We start from the raw sequence: 17,523 nt of genomic DNA, 5'->3' as shown, positions 1-17,523 counted from the left end.
CCCTCGACGCCCTTGGCCTCGCCAGCACTTTTTGCACAATACCCGTCCGCCGGGATTATCGTTGCCCGGTCACGCAACATCCCGCGTTCCGCGCTAAGTCTGGAGCAGCAGGAGAACGGTGTCCACGATGGAGGACGTCAGCGAAAGATCCTACGAACGGCTCACGCCGGAGGACCTCGAGGAGATCGCGGCCGTCGCCCTTCGCACGCTCGCCGCCATCTTCGATCGCGCGCCCGTCGCCGGCCTCTATCGCGATCGCCTGCTCCTTCTTGCCCTCGCCCAGGGCGGTGCGCTGCATTATCTCGACGGCGTGAACGGGCTCAAGGACATCGACGTCTGGGCCTTCTTTGCGGCAGGCCCCGCGAGACGGTTCCCACACCGGAAGCGCTGGTGCGTCGATTTCGGCCCGTCCCGTTTCGGCCGGCACCCGGCCGACCTCGGCTATCGCGGCCGCCGCCTCGACCTCATGGGCCGGTCGATCGCGATTGCACCCGGCGAGCCGCCGCAGCAGGCGGTGCGGCATTGGCTCGCCATGCGGAGCCGTTCCGCGGTCGAACTTCGCAAGAAGCCGATGTTCTCATTGTTTCCGCAAGCGTTCTTCGGCGAGCGGATCAACTAAGCAATTCCAGGAAAAGTGCGCAGCGGTTTTCCGTCCGGAATTGCGCAGCAGCTAACCAAGCAATTCCAGGAAAAGTGCGTAGCGGTTTTCCGCCAGGAATTGCGCAGCACCTAACCAAGCAATTCTAGGAAAAGTGCGTAGCGGTTTTCCGCCAGGAATGCGTAGCATTTAACTCAACAATTCCAGGAAAAGTGTGCAGCGGTTTTCCGTCCGGAATTGTGTGACAACATTCCCGCCCGCTTCACGAAACGCGATTGACTCCCGCCCCAAAGAGAACATAATAAGAACATCCATCGGCGATGCGGCCGCCAATCTGAAACTGTTGAAGAGAGAACTCCGTCCATGCACGGAGAAGGAGGATTCATGTCTGCCGCGGAGCGGTCCGATATCGAGGAATTCGACGAGTGGCTGGACGAAGTTGCGGCCGCGCTCGCCTGGCACGACGGCGACGCCGAAGCGACGATCCGCACGCTGCTCGCCGACTGCAAGCATCTGCGCGAGCAACTGGCGCTGGCCCAGATCGCCATGGGCATGGGCTTCACACGTGGCTGGTCGCCCTGCGCGGAACGCTCGGCCGAGCTGGTGAGACGAGAGTGACGAGCACGGGAACAAGGATCGGAAGAGACCGACGAGGCGCTGCACGCTACTGTCGTTTGAGCGAAGCGATGAAAATGATCTATCGTCCGATCGAGCGCTCCTGCAGTTCCTCGCCGATGAAGCAATTATAGGGTTGCCCGTACTGGACAGGACTTGGCTTTGGCTCATCCGGCCCGTAGCGGCTCACCTTCAGCCCCGAAATCTCGATGACGAGCTTGGCGAGGATCGCCGCGGCAAACTCGTCGATGTGCTTCACCTTCAACAGGAAAGACCCGGGACCGCCGATGACGCACTCGCGGTAATAAACGTCGAGATCCGCGATCGATGCCGTATCCGGCGCGCTCCTCAGCATGACCGGGAGGCCGTCGATGGTGATCCCCTGGGCAATGGTGTTGTTTCGGGCGAGAGGCGCCGGCGCTCCGGCATTGTTGGGCCCGTCGCCCGATATGTCGATGACGCGGCGGTTCGCCCAGAATGGGCTCGCCCGGAAGAGCGTCCGGCCGAGCGGCTTATGTTACGTCACCCGGAACCGCAGTGCGGTTTGCGAAGGCGCGGCTGGTGACCGCGACGACGAGTGCGGCGACGATCAGGACTGCGGCGACGGCGAAGGTGATGCGCATGCCGGTGGCGACCGCCTCGGGGGATGCCGTGGCGATCTCGCTTGCGCCTGAGGCGAGCGCGAAGACCGCTCCCATGAAGGAGGCGCCGGTGACGAGGCCGAGATTGCGGGAAAGGTTGAGCATGCCGGAGATGATGCCTCGCTCGCCCGATCCGACATCCTTCATGACGGCTGTGTTGTTGGCGGCCTGGAACAGCGCATAGCCGGCGGTCACGGTGACGATGGGCGCGATATAACCGGCAATGCCGAACCCGGCCGGAATGAGGGAGAGGAGGAAGGCGCCGGCGGCGATCGCGGCAAGCCCGGCGACGGTCATCGGCTGCGCGCCGAGCCGGTCGACCAGGCGGCCGGCGGGCACGCCCGCGAGTGCCGCGACCAGCGGGCCGGCGGACATGACGAGGCCGACGCGGGCCGCATCGAGCCCGAGCCCATGGGAGAGGTAGAACGGCCCGACCACCAGCGTCGCCATCATCACCGTCGAGACCAGCGCGCTCACGGCCAAGCCGGCGGAGAGCACCGGATCGCGGAACATCGTCAGCCGGAGCAGGGGCGAGGCGGTTCTAGCCTCGACGAACACGAAGAGGGCACCTGCGACGATCGCGATCAGCAGGAAGCTCATGCTGAGCGGGCCAAAACTTCCGCGTCCGATCGTCATGGCGAGCGCATAGGCCGCAAGCGTCAGCGCCAGCAGCAACGTGCCGAGGGTGTCGAAGCCCGGCCGCGTGCCATCACGCCGCTTGTGATCCACGGGCAGGGCGCAAAACGCGATGACGATCGTCAGAATGCCGAGCGGCACGCCGGCGAGGAAGATCGCCCGCCAGCCGAGGCCGGAGATCAGGAGGCCGCCGAGCGAGGGGCCGAGGGCGGTGCCGATCGCGGACGTCGTTCCGAGCAGCCCCATGGCGCTGCCGGTCCTTGCCTTCGGTACCGTCTCGCCGACGAGCGCCATGGCAAGCGCCATCATGACCGCCGCGCCGAGACCCTGCGCCGCCCGCGCCGCGATCAGCATTGAAAGCGTGGGCGCGATGCCGCAAAGGGCGGAGGCTGCGGTAAAGAGCGCGATGCCGGAAAGCAGCAGCCGGCGGCGGCCGACCATATCGCCGAGCCGCCCGACGCTGGCGATGAGCGTGGTGATGGCGAGCAGATAGGCAAGCACGATCCACTGGACCTCCTGGAACGAGGCGTCGAACGCCTCAGCCAGCGCCGGCAGGCCGACATTGGCGATGCTGGTGCCGAGCGAAGAGAGCAGCATCGAGAGGGAAAGGGCGGCGAGCGCCCAGCGAAAGGAGGGCGTCCGCTCGCCCGTTCCGGCGCCTGTTTCGGGGACCATCCCGGCTGGCCGTGTCGTGATCGACATTGCTATGAACTCCGTTTCCTGCGTTTGGGGGTTGCGGAAAAGGTAGTCCTTCGCGAACCATGGCGGAATGCGCATCATTTGCACTTCATTCGTGCGTTTGACGCCATGTCACCATGGGCTATAGTCGGCGCATGTCGAAACCTGACCTCAATCTTCTTGCCACCCTCGATGTGCTGCTATCGGAAGGCAGCGTTGCCCGCGCGGCCAGGCGGCTGCGGCTCAGCCCATCGGCGATGAGCCGGGCGCTGGCGCGGCTGCGCCAGGCGACGGGCGATCCGCTGCTGGTCCGGGCAGGGCGCGGCCTTGTGCCGACGCCCCGCGCGCTCGAACTCGGCGAGCGGGTCGGCCGGCTCGTAGAGGAGGCGGAGGCGGTTTTGAGGCCGCAGGAAAAGCTCGACCTCGACCGGCTGGCCAGAACCTTCACGCTCAGGACCAGCGACGGTTTCGTGGAGAATTTCGGGCCGGACCTGATCGCCCGCGTCGGCCGGGAAGCGGCCGGCGTACGGCTGCGTTTCGTGCCGAAACCGGACAGGGACAGCGGGCCGCTTCGCAAGGCGACCGTCGACCTCGAGACCGGCGTGGTGGGCGAGACGATCAGTCCGGAGGTGCGCACCCAGGCGCTGTTCCGCGACCGGTTCGTCGGCGTCGTGCGGCTGGGGCACCCGCTTTGCGAGGGCGAGGTGACGCCCGCCCGCTATGCCGCCGGCAGGCATGTGCTCGTCTCGCGGCGCGGCCTCGACAAGGGGCCGCTCGACGAGGCGCTGGAGGCACTCGGGCTCAAGCGCGAGATCGTCACGATCGTCGGCGGCTTTGCCGCCGCACTCGCGCTCGCCAGCGCCACCGACCTGATCGCCAGCGTTCCCGAGCGGCATACGGGAGCGCTCCGGGCCGGCATGCACAGTTTTCCCTTGCCGGTCTTCGCGCGGGAGATCACCGTTTCCATGCTCTGGCACCCGCGCCTCGACGCCGACCCGGCGCATCGCTGGCTGCGCGCATGTGTGCGCGACGTTTGCGCGGGGCAGAGAGCGGATTGAGCGGCAGGCGCGTTGGAGCACGGTCGCCGGGGGCTTTTCCCGTTCCTACCTGCGGAAAATGCCTTTGTAGTACGCGCCGTTTCTCGGCGGCGGCTTGTTCACCCCTTTGGCTCCGGGGTTGAATTTGCCGCTCCGGTGTCCGTCATTGATGCGCGTTGCCGATATGCCCTTGTAGTAGCTTCCCGCTGCAAATGCAGGAGAGGCGCCGGCGGCGATCGTTGCCGCGAAGAGGGCTGCTAGAGCCAGGTTGGCAGACTTGCTCATTTTTCATCCTCGGTTGACCCGCGCCACTTGCCCGTGCTGTCGTCGAGGCGCGTGGCGTCAGGTTGTGCGGCAAAACGATGGAGCCGCCAGAACCCTCCCGTTACAGGCTACCCGGAAGTCGTGACGAATGGATGTAATGCCCGCGACGGCCCCCTTCGCGTCGGCACCTTACCGCCATCCGATCCGTCTCACATCAACGCCTTCTCCAATGCCTCACGGTTGCGGATGAGCCAGGCGACGCCGCGCGTCTGCCAGGCGATGCCCCAGACGCGCGGGGCGATTTCGGTTTCGGGCGTGATCTGCTGTTCGACCACCTCGTTCGCAGCGCTCTCGGCTGCGAACGCGATGATCCTGTAGCCGAGCCGGTGGCGCTCGCCGGCTGGTAGTCCGTAGCCGTCGGCGAAGATGCGCACCTGGCGCACGCGGCGCTTGGCATCGGGCAGGCCGTTCATCTCCGCGACGTCGTCGTCATAGAGTTGGGCGTTGTTCCAGGCGGCCATGGCGATCTCGGTGAGCCGGTCGACGGGGCCGGCCGCCTCCCAGTCGATCAGCGCTACCGGCTTGCCGTTTCGCGAAACCACGTTCCAGGGGGCGGCATCGCAGTGCCCGACGCTGTCCGGCGTGCCGACGTTCCGGCCAAACCAGGGGCGCCAGAGCGCATCTGCCGGAGGCCGAAAGGAGGCGGTCGCATCGTGCAGCCGGCGCATGAGGCCGCCAAGCGCGTGAACAGCCTCGTCCGACCAGGGGGCCGGATTGATGACATCGCCTTCGATATAGGTGAGGACTTCGCGGCCCTGCTCGTCAAAGCCGTCTCCGACGACGCGAGGCGCACCGGCGAAGCCGGCATCCTCAAGATGGCGCAGCAGGGAATGGACCGAAGGAGCCCATGGGCCCGTCTCGCGGATGACGACCCCGCCTCGTCGGCTGACAACGGTTCTCTCGCCGCCGGCGAGCGACGTGGCTTCGGCTTCCTTGGTCATCCCGCGGATGATAGCAGCCGTACGGGTGAGGGGAAGGGCGGTTTCCGCCAATTCCCGTTGCGGCGGCGTGGAGACGCGATCGTCCGCTCAGCTCTCCCGCGCGAGTGACCAGATCTAGCCGGAGAACCAGCCGCCACCCCGGCCGGAACCTCCCTTGCGGGTTTGATAAGACGCGCGGCATCGTGGGGGGCGCGGCTTGGCGAAAGGTGTTGCGGGCAGCGGCCAGTGCCATGTGGCGCAGGCCGCTTCCCGTGGACCTTCCAGAAATGATCCAACCGTTCGGAACGATGCAATTCCGGAGGAAAACGGTTGCACGCCTTGGAATTGCGCTAGGCGACCGACAGCCCGCCGTCGACGCTCAGGATCTGGCCGGTTGCCCAAGCCGTGCCCGGATCGGCGAACATGGCGATCCAGCGGGCGATGTCGTCCGGTTCGCCGCGTCTCTTCAGCGGGATCATGTCTCGCTCGTGCGACTTGACCTCGGCCGCCTGTTCGGCGGAAAGGCCCATCATGCCCGTGAGTGCGCCGGATTCGGTGGGGCCGGCGGAGATCGCGTTGACGCGGATGCCGTCCGGGGCGAGCTCAAGTGCCCAGCAGCGCGTGAGGTGCTCCAGCGCTGCCTTGCTGGCGGCATAGTGGGAAAGACCGGCCGCAGCCTTGTGGCCGTAGGTGCTGGAGATGTTGATAATCGCGCCTTTGCTCGCCCGGAGGAGGGGAAGGGCGGCAGCGGCAAGCAGGCTCGGGCCGGTGACGTTGACGGCGAATATCGCGGCGATGCGTTCCGCCGTTGCGTCGGAAAGGGGCATGATCGCGCCGGCGCCGGCATTGTTGACGAGCAGGTCGAGGCTACCCCAGCGATCGGCCGCCGCGGCAATGGTGCGCGCCGCATCATCGGCGTTGGCGACATCCGCGACGATGCCGCCGATGTTTTCGGACAAAGCGCAGACCGCGTCGACCGCGGACTGTCTTCTCCCGGTGATCAGAACTTTTGCGCCGCGTCTCGCGAGTGAAAGCGCAGCAGCGCGGCCGATCCCGGAGCTTCCGCCGGTGACGATGGCGACCTTGTCTTGAAGTGAATCCATTTTTCTGTCCTGGTTGAATGTCGACGGGATGCGGCAGTCCCGAAACGGCCGGGAGCCGCCGGGACTGTTGCGCTCGGTGAGTGGTTCCGGCGGCTCACTCCTTGATCGGCGTGGTGATTTCCTTTTCGTCGGTGTCGACGACAAACACCGCCAGCAGCCGCGCAGGCTCCGTGTCGCTGGCATTCGCGCTTACCTCATGATGAGAGCCTGGGTCTTCGTAGAAGTTTTCGCCGACATGGTAGACCTTTTCCGGTGAGCCGTTGACGCTGCTGCGGATCGCGCCCTCGAGAACCGTCGCATAGATGAAGGCGGACTTGGGGTGCGTGTGGGCGGGTGATCCGCCACCCGGCCCGTATTCGACGAGCACGCCCTTCATGCTCTTGCCAGGGACGTTAGGGAGCGCGTGGTCGAAGACGACCGTCACCTTGCCCGCGGGCCGGTCGCCTGCCGAAGCCGCGGAGATCGAGAGCGCTGCGAAGGCAGCGGCCGAGAGAAATCGTTTAAGCATGGCAATTCTCCTTCGAGGGGGGATCTGTCGTGAAGTTCCGGCCCGGTTCCGGGCTATTTTTTCTGATTTGCCCATCGCCCGCGTCAGCGCGAGGCTTGCTGGCCGAGCCAGTCCTCGAACCGGATCGCACCCAGGCGCGGGCTCTTGCCGGGGGTCAGCGATTGATCGTCGAGAACGGAGCCGAAGTAGCGTGCGTGGACGTCCGGCACCACCTTGCGCGTGTCCTGCGTTGCGCTGAGGAAGCGCCTGACCACTTCGTCGAGCGGTATGGCCTCGGGACCGGCGACTTCGACCGTGCCGTTGACGGGCGGCGCGACCGTGACATCGGCAAGTGCTGCCACCACGTCGTCGGACGCGATCGGCTGAAACAGCGCCGGCGACAGGCGGATTTCCTCGCCGACCGTGCCCGATTGGGCAATGCCGCCGACGAACTCGAAGAACTGCGTGGCACGCAGGATGGTGTAGGGAATGCCGGATGCCTTGATGAGATTTTCCTGCGCGACCTTCGCCCGGAAATAGCCGTTGTCGGGAAGCCGTTCGCTGCCGACGACCGACAGGGCAACGTGGTGACGGACGCCGGCGGCGGCTTCCGCAGCCAGGAGGTTCCGGCCCGACGTCTCGAAAAACTCGAGCACGGCCTTGTCTTCCCACACCGGTGCATTCGCCACGTCGACGACGATATCGGCGCCGTCGAGCGCTTCGGCCAACCCCTCGCGGGTGATGGTGTTAACGCCCGTGGTGGGCGCGGCTGCGAGCAGGTCGTGGCCGCGCTCGCGAAGGTTCTTCACAAGTTTCGATCCGATGAGGCCGGTGCCTCCGATGACGACGATCTTCATGGCTTCTCTCCCTTTCTCCCGACCGCAACCATTGCCGTCGATGTGCACGGAGAGTGCCTGCACCTGTCGGGGAAGTCCTTGCGGCGGGCTCGAATTGAGCTTGAGGGAAGCTTGGTTATTCGTCCAAGGGTGCTTGCCGGCTGGGCACATTGTACGACAGCAGCGTACTGCTCCTCGTCGGTTGCGTACGGCTAGGTTCTCCTCCCAACCTCATTCCTGTGCTTGTCACAGGAATCCAGCCACGGCGCGTCCGCGCCGTGACTCCGTCTCGCGGCAATACAGATGCTGTCACAGTTGTAGTTTCGCTTCAGTTGCACGTACGATTCTCCCGCGCCCAAGGACTTGGGCGCGCTGGATTCCTGTGACGAGCACAGGAATGAGGGAGGATGGGGACGGCCGTGCGTTACGGCTCAGCTAATTTGATGAGGACGAAAAAGCATCTGCCGAACCCAATTACGTGCTGTCGCTCGATGGGCACCGGATGCTCTTGCCTTTGAAGCTGCGACTGAAACCGCTACACACGTTTCCTGGAATCGCCCTAAGCACGGCAAGGCGTGCTATCAAGGGACGGAAGCATTCGTCAGGGGATAGCGACGTGCAGTTCGTGTTTGGAGACTACGTGCTCGATCCGGAGCGCCGCGAATTGACTCTGCGCGGGCAAGTCGTGGCAGTCGGGCCGCAGGTCTTCGACCTGTTGCTGCATCTCGTCAGGAATCGCGACCGCGTAGTCAGCAAGGACGACCTGCTCCAGGCGGTGTGGGGCGGCCGGATCGTCTCGGAATCGACGATCACCAGCCACATCAACGCGGTTCGCAAGGCAATCGGCGACAGTGGCGAAGAGCAGCGGCTCGTCCGGACGGTCGCCCGCAAGGGCTTCCGCTTTGTCGGCGAGATCAGGGGAGGCGAGATCGGGGAAACGCGACAGCTCGTCGTCGAACAGGCGGCGCCGGAGCAGAAGGAACCGCCGCCGGCCGCGCTCGTCCTTCCGGAGAAGCCCTCCATTACCGTCCTGCCGTTCCTCAATCTCAGCGGCGATCCGGAGCAGGACTATTTCGCCGACGGCGTGGTGGAGGACATCATCGCGGCCCTGTCGCGCATCCGCTGGCTGTTCGTGATCGCCCGCAATTCGAGCTTTACCTACAAGGGCCGTGCGGTGGATGTGAAGGAAGTTGGCCAGGAGCTTGGCGTGCGCTACGTGCTGGAAGGCAGCGTGCGCAAGTCCGGCAACAAGCTGCGTATCACCGGACAGCTCATCGACGCCACGACCGGGACGCATCTCTGGGCAGAGCGCTTCGAAGGCACGCTCGACGACATCTTCGAACTGCAGGACCAGATGGCCGAAAGTGTCGTCGGTGCGATCGCGCCACAGCTCGAACGGGCGGAGATCGAACGCGCCAAGCGCAAGCCGACGGAAAACCTCGACGCCTACGACTATTACCTGCGCGGGATGGCGAAGCTGCACAGCGGGACCCGCGAAGCGATCGAGGCGGCGCTGCCCCTGTTCTACAAGGCGACCGAACTCGATCCGGAATTCGCTTCGGCCTATGCCGCGGCGGCCTGGTGCCATTTCTGGCGTAAGGTGAATGGTTGGACAACCGACCGGGCCCGGGAGATCGCCGAGGGCGCGCGCCTTGCTCGGCTGGCGGTGGAACTTGGCCGGGACGATGCGGTGGCGCTGACAAGAGGCGGGCACGCGCTCGGCCATCTCGCGGGCGACCTCGACGGTGGCATCGCGCTCATCGACCGGGCACGGCTGCTCAATCCCAACCTCGCTCCCGCCTGGTTCCTCGGCGGCTTCCTGCGCGTTTTCCGTGGTGAAACGGAGAGCGCGATAGAGAATTTCGCCCATGCCGTTCGCCTGAGCCCGCTGGACCCGGAGATTTTCCGGATGCAGGCCGGGACGGCGCTCGCGCACTTCTTCGCCGGGCGCTTCGATTCCGCGTCGGCCTGGGCCGAGAAGGCGCTGGGGAACCTCCCCAGCCTGCTGATAGCGGTCGCCGTGGTGGCGGCGAGCCACGCGCTTGCCGGGCGCAGCGACGAAGCCCGGCAGGCGATGCAGCGCCTGCGCGCGCTCGACCCGTCGCTCCGCGTCTCCAACCTCAAGGACTGGCTGCCGATCCATCGCCCGGAAGATCTCGCGCGCTTCGCGGACGGCCTGCGACTGGCCGGGCTGCCGGAGTGAACCCGCCGCGGGTTCCGCTCTTCTGGATCGTGATCGCCGAAATCTGCCTCCGATCTACCGATTCAGTTCCGGAAACACCCGCTCGATGAAGTTCGGATTGAGCTTCTCGCCGAACAGGCAATCGACCGGGGATATGGCAGCGGCTCGCCGCAGGCTCCAGGCAGGCGTGCGGCCGCTTACCTCCAGGAGCAGCTTCTGGCGAACGGCGATGCCAAAGTCCTCCGCCTCGTGTACGGGAATCATGAAGGAGCCCGGGCCGCCGATGACGCATTCCGAATAGTACTGATCAAGCGGAACGCCCGAATTGGAGGGCCTGATGAGGATCGCCAATCCGTTGATGACGATCCCGCGCTCCAGGGCGGCAGCACGCGCGGGCGCGACCGGCGGTCCGACGTTGTTGTGGCCGTCGCCGGAAAGATCAAGGACGCGGCGCACACCGGAGTAGGCATTGGACTCGATCAGGTTGGTCCCGAACAGGATCGCGTTGGAGATCGAGGTGCCGCGCCGGGTGCCGACCGGGCGGGCTTCGAGCCGGGCGGCGAAGGCTTCGGCGTCCTCGGCGTCGTCGATCACCTGCCAGGCCAGCACCGACGCTTCGTTCACCAGCCCCGCCCATTCAAAATAACCGATGGCAATACGCCCCAGGTAACCGCCCTTGATGGCATTGATGAAGTCCGGGTGTCTGAGTGCCTCCAGGTAGCCGAGGCGCTGCACACGCGCCTCCTCCATGTCCATCGAGCCCGACATGTCGACCGCCAGCACGAGTTCCAGGTCGACATCCGAAGACGCCGCATCCGGAGGTGCGGCGTCCGCCTGCATCGGGATTCCAGTGAGAAACAGGATCAACGCCAACACGCGCAACATCGCATCAGCCCCCTCATCATGTCCTACAGCGCCGCGTCTTATCCGACGCGCGGCTACGATTTAAGGAAACATGCAGTAGCAAGAGAGTACCACAGGATCACCGGGTCGCGTTAGCCGCCCGCATGGTCCTTGAACCGAAACCACCTGCGATGCCGTTCCGGGGGAAGGCGGCAACCACCCCATCTCGGTGGCCGAAGCTATCGTTCCGTCGCCTGGGGGCCTGATTTCACGACGGTTTTTACCTTCGCCACGGCTTCGAGCGTGCGATGGACCGGGCATTTGCCGGCAATTTCGGCGATCTTGCCGCGAAGCTCTTCGGAGACCTCGCCATCGACGGAAATGACACGCTCGAAATGGTCGATCCTGGCGCCGCCGCTGCGTTCCGCTTCGGTGCACTCCTCGCAGTCCCTGGCATGGATCTTGGCATGGGAGACGTCTACGCCGATGCGCCCGAGCGTCAGCTTCTTGTGATCGGCGTAGAGGCGCAGCGTCATCGAGGTGCAGGCGCCGAGCGCGATCGACAGGAAGTCGTAGGGCGAGGGTCCGGAATCGAGCCCGCCGACGTTTTCAGGTTCGTCGGCGAAAAGCCGATGACCGCCTGCCTGAACCGCGTTCTGAAACTTGCCTTCGCCGGTTTCCATCACGCGGACATGTTCGATCGGCTCGGTCCCCTGCGGCGCGTCGGCGGCGAGATAACGCGTCATCCATCCCGTAATGACCCGTCCGGCGAAGGCCGCGTCTTCAGGGTCGGTGAGCAGGTGGTCGGCCTTGTCCAGCGAAACGAAGCTCTTGGGATGTTTGGCCGCGAGGAAGATTTCGTTGGCGTTCTCGATGCCCACCGTCTGGTCCAGCGGCGCGTGAAGGATGAGGAGCGGTTTTTTCAGGCTCGCGACAGCGTCCCTGATGCGCTGTGCACGCGCGTCCTCGACAAACTGCTTCCTGACAAGAAACGTACGCCCGGCGAGGTCGACGTCGGCCGCGCCGTTTTTCTCGATCTCCTCGAGGCTCGTTCCGAAATTCTTCAGCACATGGCCGACATCGGCCGGCGCGCCGATCGTGGCAACGGCACGCACCTCGGGAATGTTGCCGGCGACGGCCAGGACCGCTGCGCCGCCGAGCGAGTGGCCGATCAGCAGCGACGGTGCCTGATAGTGTTGACGGAGATAGTCGGCGGCCGAAAGAAGGTCGGCGACGTTGGAGGAGAAATTTGTCGAGGCGAATTCGCCCTCGCTCGATCCGAGGCCGGTGAAATCGAAGCGCAGCACGGCTATGCCTTCGCGCGCAAGCTCCGCCGCAATGCGGCGCGCCGCCGCCAGATCCTTCGAACAGGTGAAGCAATGGGCAAAAAGCGCGTAGCCGCGCAAGGGCCCGTTGGGCAGGTCGAGGCGGGCGGCGAGCGTTGCACCGGAATGGCCGGCAAATTGAAGCCGTTGCGTGTTGAAAGCCATGGTGACGCTCCTTCGCTCAAGATCATTTTTTCGTTGAAACAGTGAAATGATCTAACGCTTTGAAACTACGCAATTCCTGACGGGAAACCGTTGCTGTACAGGACCGGCAATCGCGGCAGCATCATTTCAGAACAGCGCGTAATCCGATAGCTCGATCGTGACGGCGTTGAAATCGCGGTCGAGTGTGCGATCCGGCTTGAGTGTGAACACGCTGCGGCGGGTCGGGTACTTCAGCCCGTCAACGTTGACGTAATCAGATATGAAGTGCGCAGCCGGCGTGTCCGCCCACACATCAACCGTATAATCGTGACGGCGCAGCAGCCCATCCGAGCCGAAGTAGAAGCGCTGTTCCCGCGTGTGGCTGTGTACGCCTTCGGGAAACTGGACGGCTACGCCGCGGAGCGTCTCACCTTCGTTCTCGATCGGGGCAATGTCGCGAGCTTCATAGCCGGGCTCGCCGAAAACGAACGGCGTCGCATGATACGTCCACATGGCATAGCCGTTGAAGTAGGCGAGGTTCAGCGGGTCCCATTGTCCGTTGAAGCTGCGATCAAACGCTTCACGTCCGTTGTTTCGCTCGGCGATAACAGCGCCATCTCCGGCGGTGATCTCCACACGCTCGGGAGTCCAGATCATCGTCCAATCCGGTTCTCCAAAGGGAGTAACTCGGGTCCACTGCCGGTGGAACTCGCTTGTTGCACGCCGCGGCACAGGGATCAAAGGAGCGCCTTTCAGCTCCCATAGCTTTCCACCGCTCAGTATCGTTGAGGCAATACCCTTGGACTTGCGCCAGCGGTCGTGCCCGCCATGCGCTTCCAGAGCCTCTTGCAGCAGCGGGTGCAACTTGCCATGCATCGATCTTCTCCTCAATTGGGATCGCGACGACTATTTGGGCGCTTGCAGGCGGGGTACGTACTCCGCGGCTTCCAACGTGGAATCCGCTCGGATATTGCAAGAGGCGGCTCCTGAACGTGAATGGGCCGAGGATAGCACCTTTTGTGCCTCAAATCTTTTTTGGACGGACAGCACTTCAATCGCTTCGGCGATCTTGTTCGCCTTGGAAGTGCAGGCGCTCTCAATGAGCGACGTCATGGTGATGGACATGCTGACGGAAGCGCGTTCAGCCTGAACGCGCTTCCGGGCTGCCTCGATGAGCAGCTATGACCGAGGCAAGAAACGCCGCGGCCAGAGGCGGCCGGTTACTCGGCCGCTGACCGCCGGGGCAGCACCCAGTCGGGGCGCGGGAAGTGGCAGGTGTAGCCGCTGGGATAGTTCTCCAGGTAATCCTGGTGCTCCGGCTCCGCCTCCCAGAAGTCTCCCACCGGCTCGACTTCGGTCACGACCTTGCCCGGCCACAGGCCCGAGGCCTCGACGTCTGCAATCGTGTCCTCGGCAATCCGCTTCTGCTCGTCGTCGACATAGTAGATCGCCGAGCGGTAGGAGGTGCCGATGTCGTTGCCCTGTCGGTTCTTCGTGGTCGGATCGTGGATCTGGAAGAAGAACTCCAGAATCCGCCTGTAGCTGATCTTCTCGGGATCGAAGACGATCTCGATGCCTTCGGCGTGGGTACCGTGATTGCGGTAGGTCGCATTCGGCACATCGCCGCCGGTGTAGCCCACGCGGGTGTCGATGACGCCGGGGAGCTTGCGGATCAAATCCTGCATCCCCCAGAAGCAGCCACCAGCCAAAACAGCTCTCTTGGTCATTCAGATATCCTCCACCTGGTTGATATAGGCGCCGTAGCCCTCGGCCTCCATTTCCTCGCGCGGAATGAAGCGCAGTGCGGCGGAATTGATGCAGTAACGCAGTCCGCCCCGGTCTTCAGGGCCGTCGGGAAACACATGGCCGAGATGGCTGTCGCCATGCACCGAGCGCACCTCGGTGCGGATCATGCCATGCGAGTTATCCCTGAGTTCGTTGACGTTTGCCGGTACGATCGGCTTGGTAAAGCTCGGCCAGCCGCAGCCGGAATCGAACTTGTCGGCCGAGGCGAACAGCGGTTCGCCGGAAACGATGTCGACATAGATTCCCGGCGTTTTGTTGTCGGTGTACTCCCCGGTGAAGGGGCGTTCGGTGCCGTTCTGCTGCGTCACCCGATACTGCTCGGGCGTAAGCTTTCTGACCGCTTCGTCGGTTTTTCTATAGGTCATTGCCCTTGTCTCCGTTGCTGGATTTGTTGCCTGAATATGGCGATCCGTCCTGAGGATTCCCAATATAGGGTGTGCATAGATTCCATAGCCGCGCGACAGCACCCGCTCATGACCAGTCGTGCCGGGCCGCCGACTGCGCGATCTTGCGGATCTCGAGCGGTGTGCCGGAACCGGAGACCGTCACAAATACCAGTTCGCGCTCCAGGGAAATCCCTTCGACCGGACGGGTAACGATGCCCTGCACGACGATGGACCGCTCGGGCATGATGCAGATCGCACGGCCCTCCGCGACCACCTGCTGGACCCAGTCCTCGCGGTCGGCGCTGAAGCGCGGCTGCATGACCGCATCATGGTCCATCAGGTGCTCGGTGATCTCGGTGTGGAACTCGCAGGCCAGGCGATCGATATAGGGATAGGCGGCGATCGCCTCGGTGCTGACGACATCCTTGCCCGCCAGCGGATGGCTCTCCGCGCAGGCGAGGAGGAACCGCTCGCGAAAGAGCGGCACGACGTTGAGCTTGGGGTTGGGGCGCGGCGCCCGCGGCAGGATACAGGCGTGATACTTGCCGGAAAGCACTTCGTTCGCGCCTTCGCCGGCCAATAGCTGATGCATGTTGATCTTCACGGAAGGAAGCTCGCCAAGCGCGGCGTCAAAGAATGCGGCAAATGCAGCGGGGCCGATGGTCGGGGCTACGGCGATATCGAGAATACGGCGCCGGCCGAGCACCGTGCTTTCGGAATGCTCGCGCACGTTTCTAAGCGCGAGCTCAATCCGCATGAACTCGGCCTGGACGTCGCGGCCGAGCGCTGTCAGGCGGCTGTCCTTGCCGTCGCGATAGATCAGCGGACTGCCCAAGTCTTCCTCGAGGCGCTGGATTGCCCGCGTGAGGCTGGGCTGCGAGACACCGCTTCGACGCGCGGCTTCGGTGAAGTTCAATGTTTCAGCCAGATTGAGAAAGTACCTGACCTGATTGATGTCCATGGATCGGTCTCGCTTGGGCTTGGATTGAACGGCCATGATCTCGGCAAGAGGAGGCAGTGGCAGCTGCCGGACACCGGTTGTCACTCCGGCGCCGTTCGAATGCAAGGGCATCCGGAAGGCGTCGGGAAGCACGGACCTTTGCAGATGAACTGCGGGCGGATCCGCGCTTCCTCAGGAGGCCTTCGCGTCGCCGGTGATCCCCTGCACTTACGCTCCAACCATCTCCGCTTCGCGCGGCTCGACCGCCCGGGCGACCGGCTCGGGTGAATGCTCGGCGAGGAATTTCTCGGCTTCGAGAGCCGCCATGCATCCCATGCCGGCGGCGCTGATGGCCTGACGGAATACCGGGTCGATGACATCGCCGGCGGCCAGCACCCCGGGGACAGTCGTTTTCGTCGACCAGGAGCCAACCTTGATGTAGCCGTCCGCATCCATGTCGAGCTGGCCGCGAAACAACGCCGTTGCCGGATCGTGTCCGATCGCGACAAAAAGGCCGTGCGTGGATAGCTCCTTCACGTCGCCCGTCTTCACGTCACGGATCCGAACGCCGGTCACCGACTTCCTCGGCTCGTGCTCGCCGATAACCTTGTCGATGACGTGGTTCCAGATCACTTCGACGTTCGGTTTGGCCAGGAGACGGTCCTGCAGGATCGACTCCGCGCGGAAACGATCGCGGCGATGAACGACCGTGACCTTGGAGGCAAGGTTCGACAGGTAGAGCGCTTCCTGCACGGCTGTGTTGCCGCCGCCGACAACGACCACTTCCCTGTTTCTGTAGAAGAAGCCGTCACAGGTCGCGCAAGCCGAGACGCCGAATCCATTGAATGTCTTCTCGGAGGGAAGGCCAAGCCAGCGGGCCTGGGCTCCCGTCGCGATGATGAGCGCATCGGCGATGTACATGTCGCCGGAGTCACCCTTGAGACGGAACGGGCGCTCGGAGAGATCGACGGAGGTGATGATATCGTACGCCACTTCGGTGCCGACATTCTCCGCCTGCTGCCGCATCTGCTCCATGAGCCAGGGGCCTTGAACGGGTTCGGCAAAGCCTGGGTAGTTCTCGACATCCGTCGTGATCGTGAGCTGGCCGCCTGCCTGCAGCCCGGTCACGAGGAGCGGTTTCAGGTTGGCGCGGGCAGCGTAGATGGCGGCGGTATAACCGGCCGGTCCGGCCCCGATGATCAGGACCCTGGCATGATGCGTGTTCATGAGGTGATCTCCTTCTGCGTCACGTCTGGGATCAGCCGTGACGCAGTCTCGGGGTTCATTGGTCGTATTGCCGGCGCGCGATGACATCGATTTCGTTGCGGGAAATGCCGACATCCTCGAGCAAGTGGTCGTTCAATTGCGTGAACGCTCGAAGGGTCCGGCGATAGCGCCGGTGGGCGCGGATTTTAGACAGAACAGAGGTCAGATACATGGGATGTTCCTTTCGTTGAACCGACCGGCACGGCCGATCTGGGAATGGTGGCTTTGGTCAAGCGTTGGTTGAGCGGAGCGCCGTGAGCGAGTCGACGGCAATCCAGAGGGAGAGGGCGAGCAGGCCGATGTCCTTGAGCAGGAACTGACCGGCAGCGACCGAGATCGCCGGAAAGCCGAGCTCCGGCACGGTGACTCCCGGGGTCGTCACCATGAAGCTGAGCGTGGTCGCGAACAGCCCGGCCGAGAGCAAACTGCCGACGAGCGAGTAAACCGGGTTGACGAGCCGTGCCGCGATCAGGGCGCCGATGCTGAGTTCGAGGAAGCCGAGAAGGCTCGAGAAGTCCCGTACGCTGAAGAGGGAGTAGCTCCAGCTCAACAGCGGACTGTTGCCAACCAGGCCGGTCAGCCCTTCCGCTTCATAAGCGGTGAACTTCATACCGCCGAACCAGCCATAGATCACGACCAGCGAAACATAGAGGCCCGCCGCGCTGACGGTCCGGCCGTGGTGCTCGGCCAGATCGAGGGAAGCGGCGCGAGCCTGTGCGCGCGGGTGGGCGCTAGGAACACGAGGCATTGTCTTCT

The 17,523-nt window shown here is 64.2% G+C and carries 19 protein-coding genes and 1 pseudogene; 4 read left to right on the top strand and 16 right to left on the bottom strand.

From position 1 onward, the window contains the following. Window positions 1-127 precede the first annotated feature (127 nt). Window positions 128-619, top strand: coding sequence for a hypothetical protein (locus QN224_RS24715; protein WP_283978772.1), 492 nt, complete (start codon window positions 128-130; stop codon window positions 617-619). Between the two features lie 363 nt (window positions 620-982). Then, window positions 983-1,216, top strand: coding sequence for a hypothetical protein (locus QN224_RS24710; RefSeq protein WP_269282768.1), 234 nt, complete (start codon window positions 983-985; stop codon window positions 1,214-1,216). Window positions 1,217-1,295: 79 nt separating this feature from the next. Here QN224_RS24710 and QN224_RS24705 read toward each other — a convergent pair. Both QN224_RS24705 and QN224_RS24700 read right to left on the bottom strand, forming a co-directional pair. Then, window positions 1,296-1,706 (bottom strand): annotated as a pseudogene (locus QN224_RS24705) (DUF1194 domain-containing protein); the annotation flags it as partial. A 19-nt stretch (window positions 1,707-1,725) separates the two neighbouring features. After that, the gene (locus tag QN224_RS24700) at window positions 1,726-3,165 is read right to left on the bottom strand and encodes an MFS transporter (RefSeq protein ID WP_283978872.1); all 1,440 of its coding nucleotides are present in this window, start codon (window positions 3,163-3,165) and stop codon (window positions 1,726-1,728) included. A gap of 158 nt (window positions 3,166-3,323) precedes the next feature. Here QN224_RS24700 and QN224_RS24695 point away from each other — a divergent pair, with 158 nt between their 5' ends. Continuing rightward, complete coding sequence (locus tag QN224_RS24695) at window positions 3,324-4,226, top strand: LysR family transcriptional regulator (protein WP_283978771.1); 903 nt, start codon at window positions 3,324-3,326, stop codon at window positions 4,224-4,226. A 45-nt stretch (window positions 4,227-4,271) separates the two neighbouring features. Here QN224_RS24695 and QN224_RS24690 read toward each other — a convergent pair whose 3' ends face one another. From QN224_RS24690 to QN224_RS24670, 5 genes are all read right to left on the bottom strand, one after another. Next, window positions 4,272-4,490 (bottom strand): hypothetical protein, encoded by a 219-nt coding sequence (locus tag QN224_RS24690; protein WP_173510029.1) that lies wholly within the window; start codon window positions 4,488-4,490, stop codon window positions 4,272-4,274. Window positions 4,491-4,678: 188 nt separating this feature from the next. Further along, window positions 4,679-5,470 carry a phosphotransferase gene (locus tag QN224_RS24685; RefSeq protein ID WP_283978769.1) on the bottom strand — a complete coding sequence of 264 codons (792 nt, stop codon included), beginning with the start codon at window positions 5,468-5,470 and terminating at the stop codon, window positions 4,679-4,681. A gap of 329 nt (window positions 5,471-5,799) precedes the next feature. After that, window positions 5,800-6,552 carry an SDR family oxidoreductase gene (locus QN224_RS24680; RefSeq protein ID WP_283978768.1) on the bottom strand — a complete coding sequence of 251 codons (753 nt, stop codon included), beginning with the start codon at window positions 6,550-6,552 and terminating at the stop codon, window positions 5,800-5,802. A 94-nt stretch (window positions 6,553-6,646) separates the two neighbouring features. Then, complete coding sequence (locus QN224_RS24675) at window positions 6,647-7,060, bottom strand: cupin domain-containing protein (protein ID WP_173510031.1); 414 nt, start codon at window positions 7,058-7,060, stop codon at window positions 6,647-6,649. An 83-nt stretch (window positions 7,061-7,143) separates the two neighbouring features. Then, the gene (locus tag QN224_RS24670) at window positions 7,144-7,896 is read right to left on the bottom strand and encodes an SDR family oxidoreductase (RefSeq protein WP_283978767.1); all 753 of its coding nucleotides are present in this window, start codon (window positions 7,894-7,896) and stop codon (window positions 7,144-7,146) included. A 595-nt stretch (window positions 7,897-8,491) separates the two neighbouring features. Between QN224_RS24670 and QN224_RS24665 the strand changes: the two genes are divergently transcribed. Then, window positions 8,492-10,078: a winged helix-turn-helix domain-containing tetratricopeptide repeat protein gene (locus tag QN224_RS24665; protein WP_283978766.1), complete on the top strand. Its 1,587-nt coding sequence runs from the start codon at window positions 8,492-8,494 to the stop codon at window positions 10,076-10,078. Between the two features lie 54 nt (window positions 10,079-10,132). On the opposite strand, the gene QN224_RS24660 is transcribed toward QN224_RS24665, so the two are convergent. The 9 genes from QN224_RS24660 to QN224_RS24620 form a co-directional block, all read right to left on the bottom strand. Further along, the gene (locus tag QN224_RS24660) at window positions 10,133-10,942 is read right to left on the bottom strand and encodes a DUF1194 domain-containing protein (RefSeq protein ID WP_283978765.1); all 810 of its coding nucleotides are present in this window, start codon (window positions 10,940-10,942) and stop codon (window positions 10,133-10,135) included. A 197-nt stretch (window positions 10,943-11,139) separates the two neighbouring features. Beyond that, window positions 11,140-12,390, bottom strand: a complete 1,251-nt coding sequence (locus QN224_RS24655) for a bifunctional alpha/beta hydrolase/OsmC family protein (protein ID WP_283978764.1) — start codon at window positions 12,388-12,390, stop codon at window positions 11,140-11,142. A gap of 126 nt (window positions 12,391-12,516) precedes the next feature. Continuing rightward, window positions 12,517-13,245 carry a hypothetical protein gene (locus QN224_RS24650; RefSeq protein ID WP_283978763.1) on the bottom strand — a complete coding sequence of 243 codons (729 nt, stop codon included), beginning with the start codon at window positions 13,243-13,245 and terminating at the stop codon, window positions 12,517-12,519. A 344-nt stretch (window positions 13,246-13,589) separates the two neighbouring features. Then, window positions 13,590-14,096: a peptide-methionine (S)-S-oxide reductase MsrA gene (gene msrA / locus QN224_RS24645; protein WP_269282791.1), complete on the bottom strand. Its 507-nt coding sequence runs from the start codon at window positions 14,094-14,096 to the stop codon at window positions 13,590-13,592. Next, window positions 14,097-14,540 (bottom strand): peptide-methionine (R)-S-oxide reductase MsrB, encoded by a 444-nt coding sequence (gene msrB, locus QN224_RS24640; RefSeq protein ID WP_283978762.1) that lies wholly within the window; start codon window positions 14,538-14,540, stop codon window positions 14,097-14,099. Between the two features lie 106 nt (window positions 14,541-14,646). Beyond that, complete coding sequence (locus tag QN224_RS24635; protein ID WP_283978761.1) at window positions 14,647-15,522, bottom strand: LysR family transcriptional regulator; 876 nt, start codon at window positions 15,520-15,522, stop codon at window positions 14,647-14,649. Between the two features lie 207 nt (window positions 15,523-15,729). Further along, entirely contained in the window at window positions 15,730-16,728 is a 999-nt protein-coding gene (gene trxB, locus QN224_RS24630; RefSeq protein ID WP_283978760.1) for a thioredoxin-disulfide reductase, read from the bottom strand. Window positions 16,729-16,783: 55 nt separating this feature from the next. Then, window positions 16,784-16,939: a DUF1127 domain-containing protein gene (locus QN224_RS24625; protein WP_100674904.1), complete on the bottom strand. Its 156-nt coding sequence runs from the start codon at window positions 16,937-16,939 to the stop codon at window positions 16,784-16,786. A 57-nt stretch (window positions 16,940-16,996) separates the two neighbouring features. Then, window positions 16,997-17,515 carry a DUF417 family protein gene (locus QN224_RS24620; protein WP_283978759.1) on the bottom strand — a complete coding sequence of 173 codons (519 nt, stop codon included), beginning with the start codon at window positions 17,513-17,515 and terminating at the stop codon, window positions 16,997-16,999. Window positions 17,516-17,523 lie beyond the last annotated feature (8 nt).

The sequence above is a fragment of the Sinorhizobium sp. 7-81 genome (genome assembly GCF_030124405.1).
GTDB lineage: Bacteria > Pseudomonadota > Alphaproteobacteria > Rhizobiales > Rhizobiaceae > Sinorhizobium > Sinorhizobium psoraleae.
The sequence above is the reverse complement of the archived record's forward strand: the minus strand, read 5'-3'. Positions and strand labels throughout refer to the sequence as shown.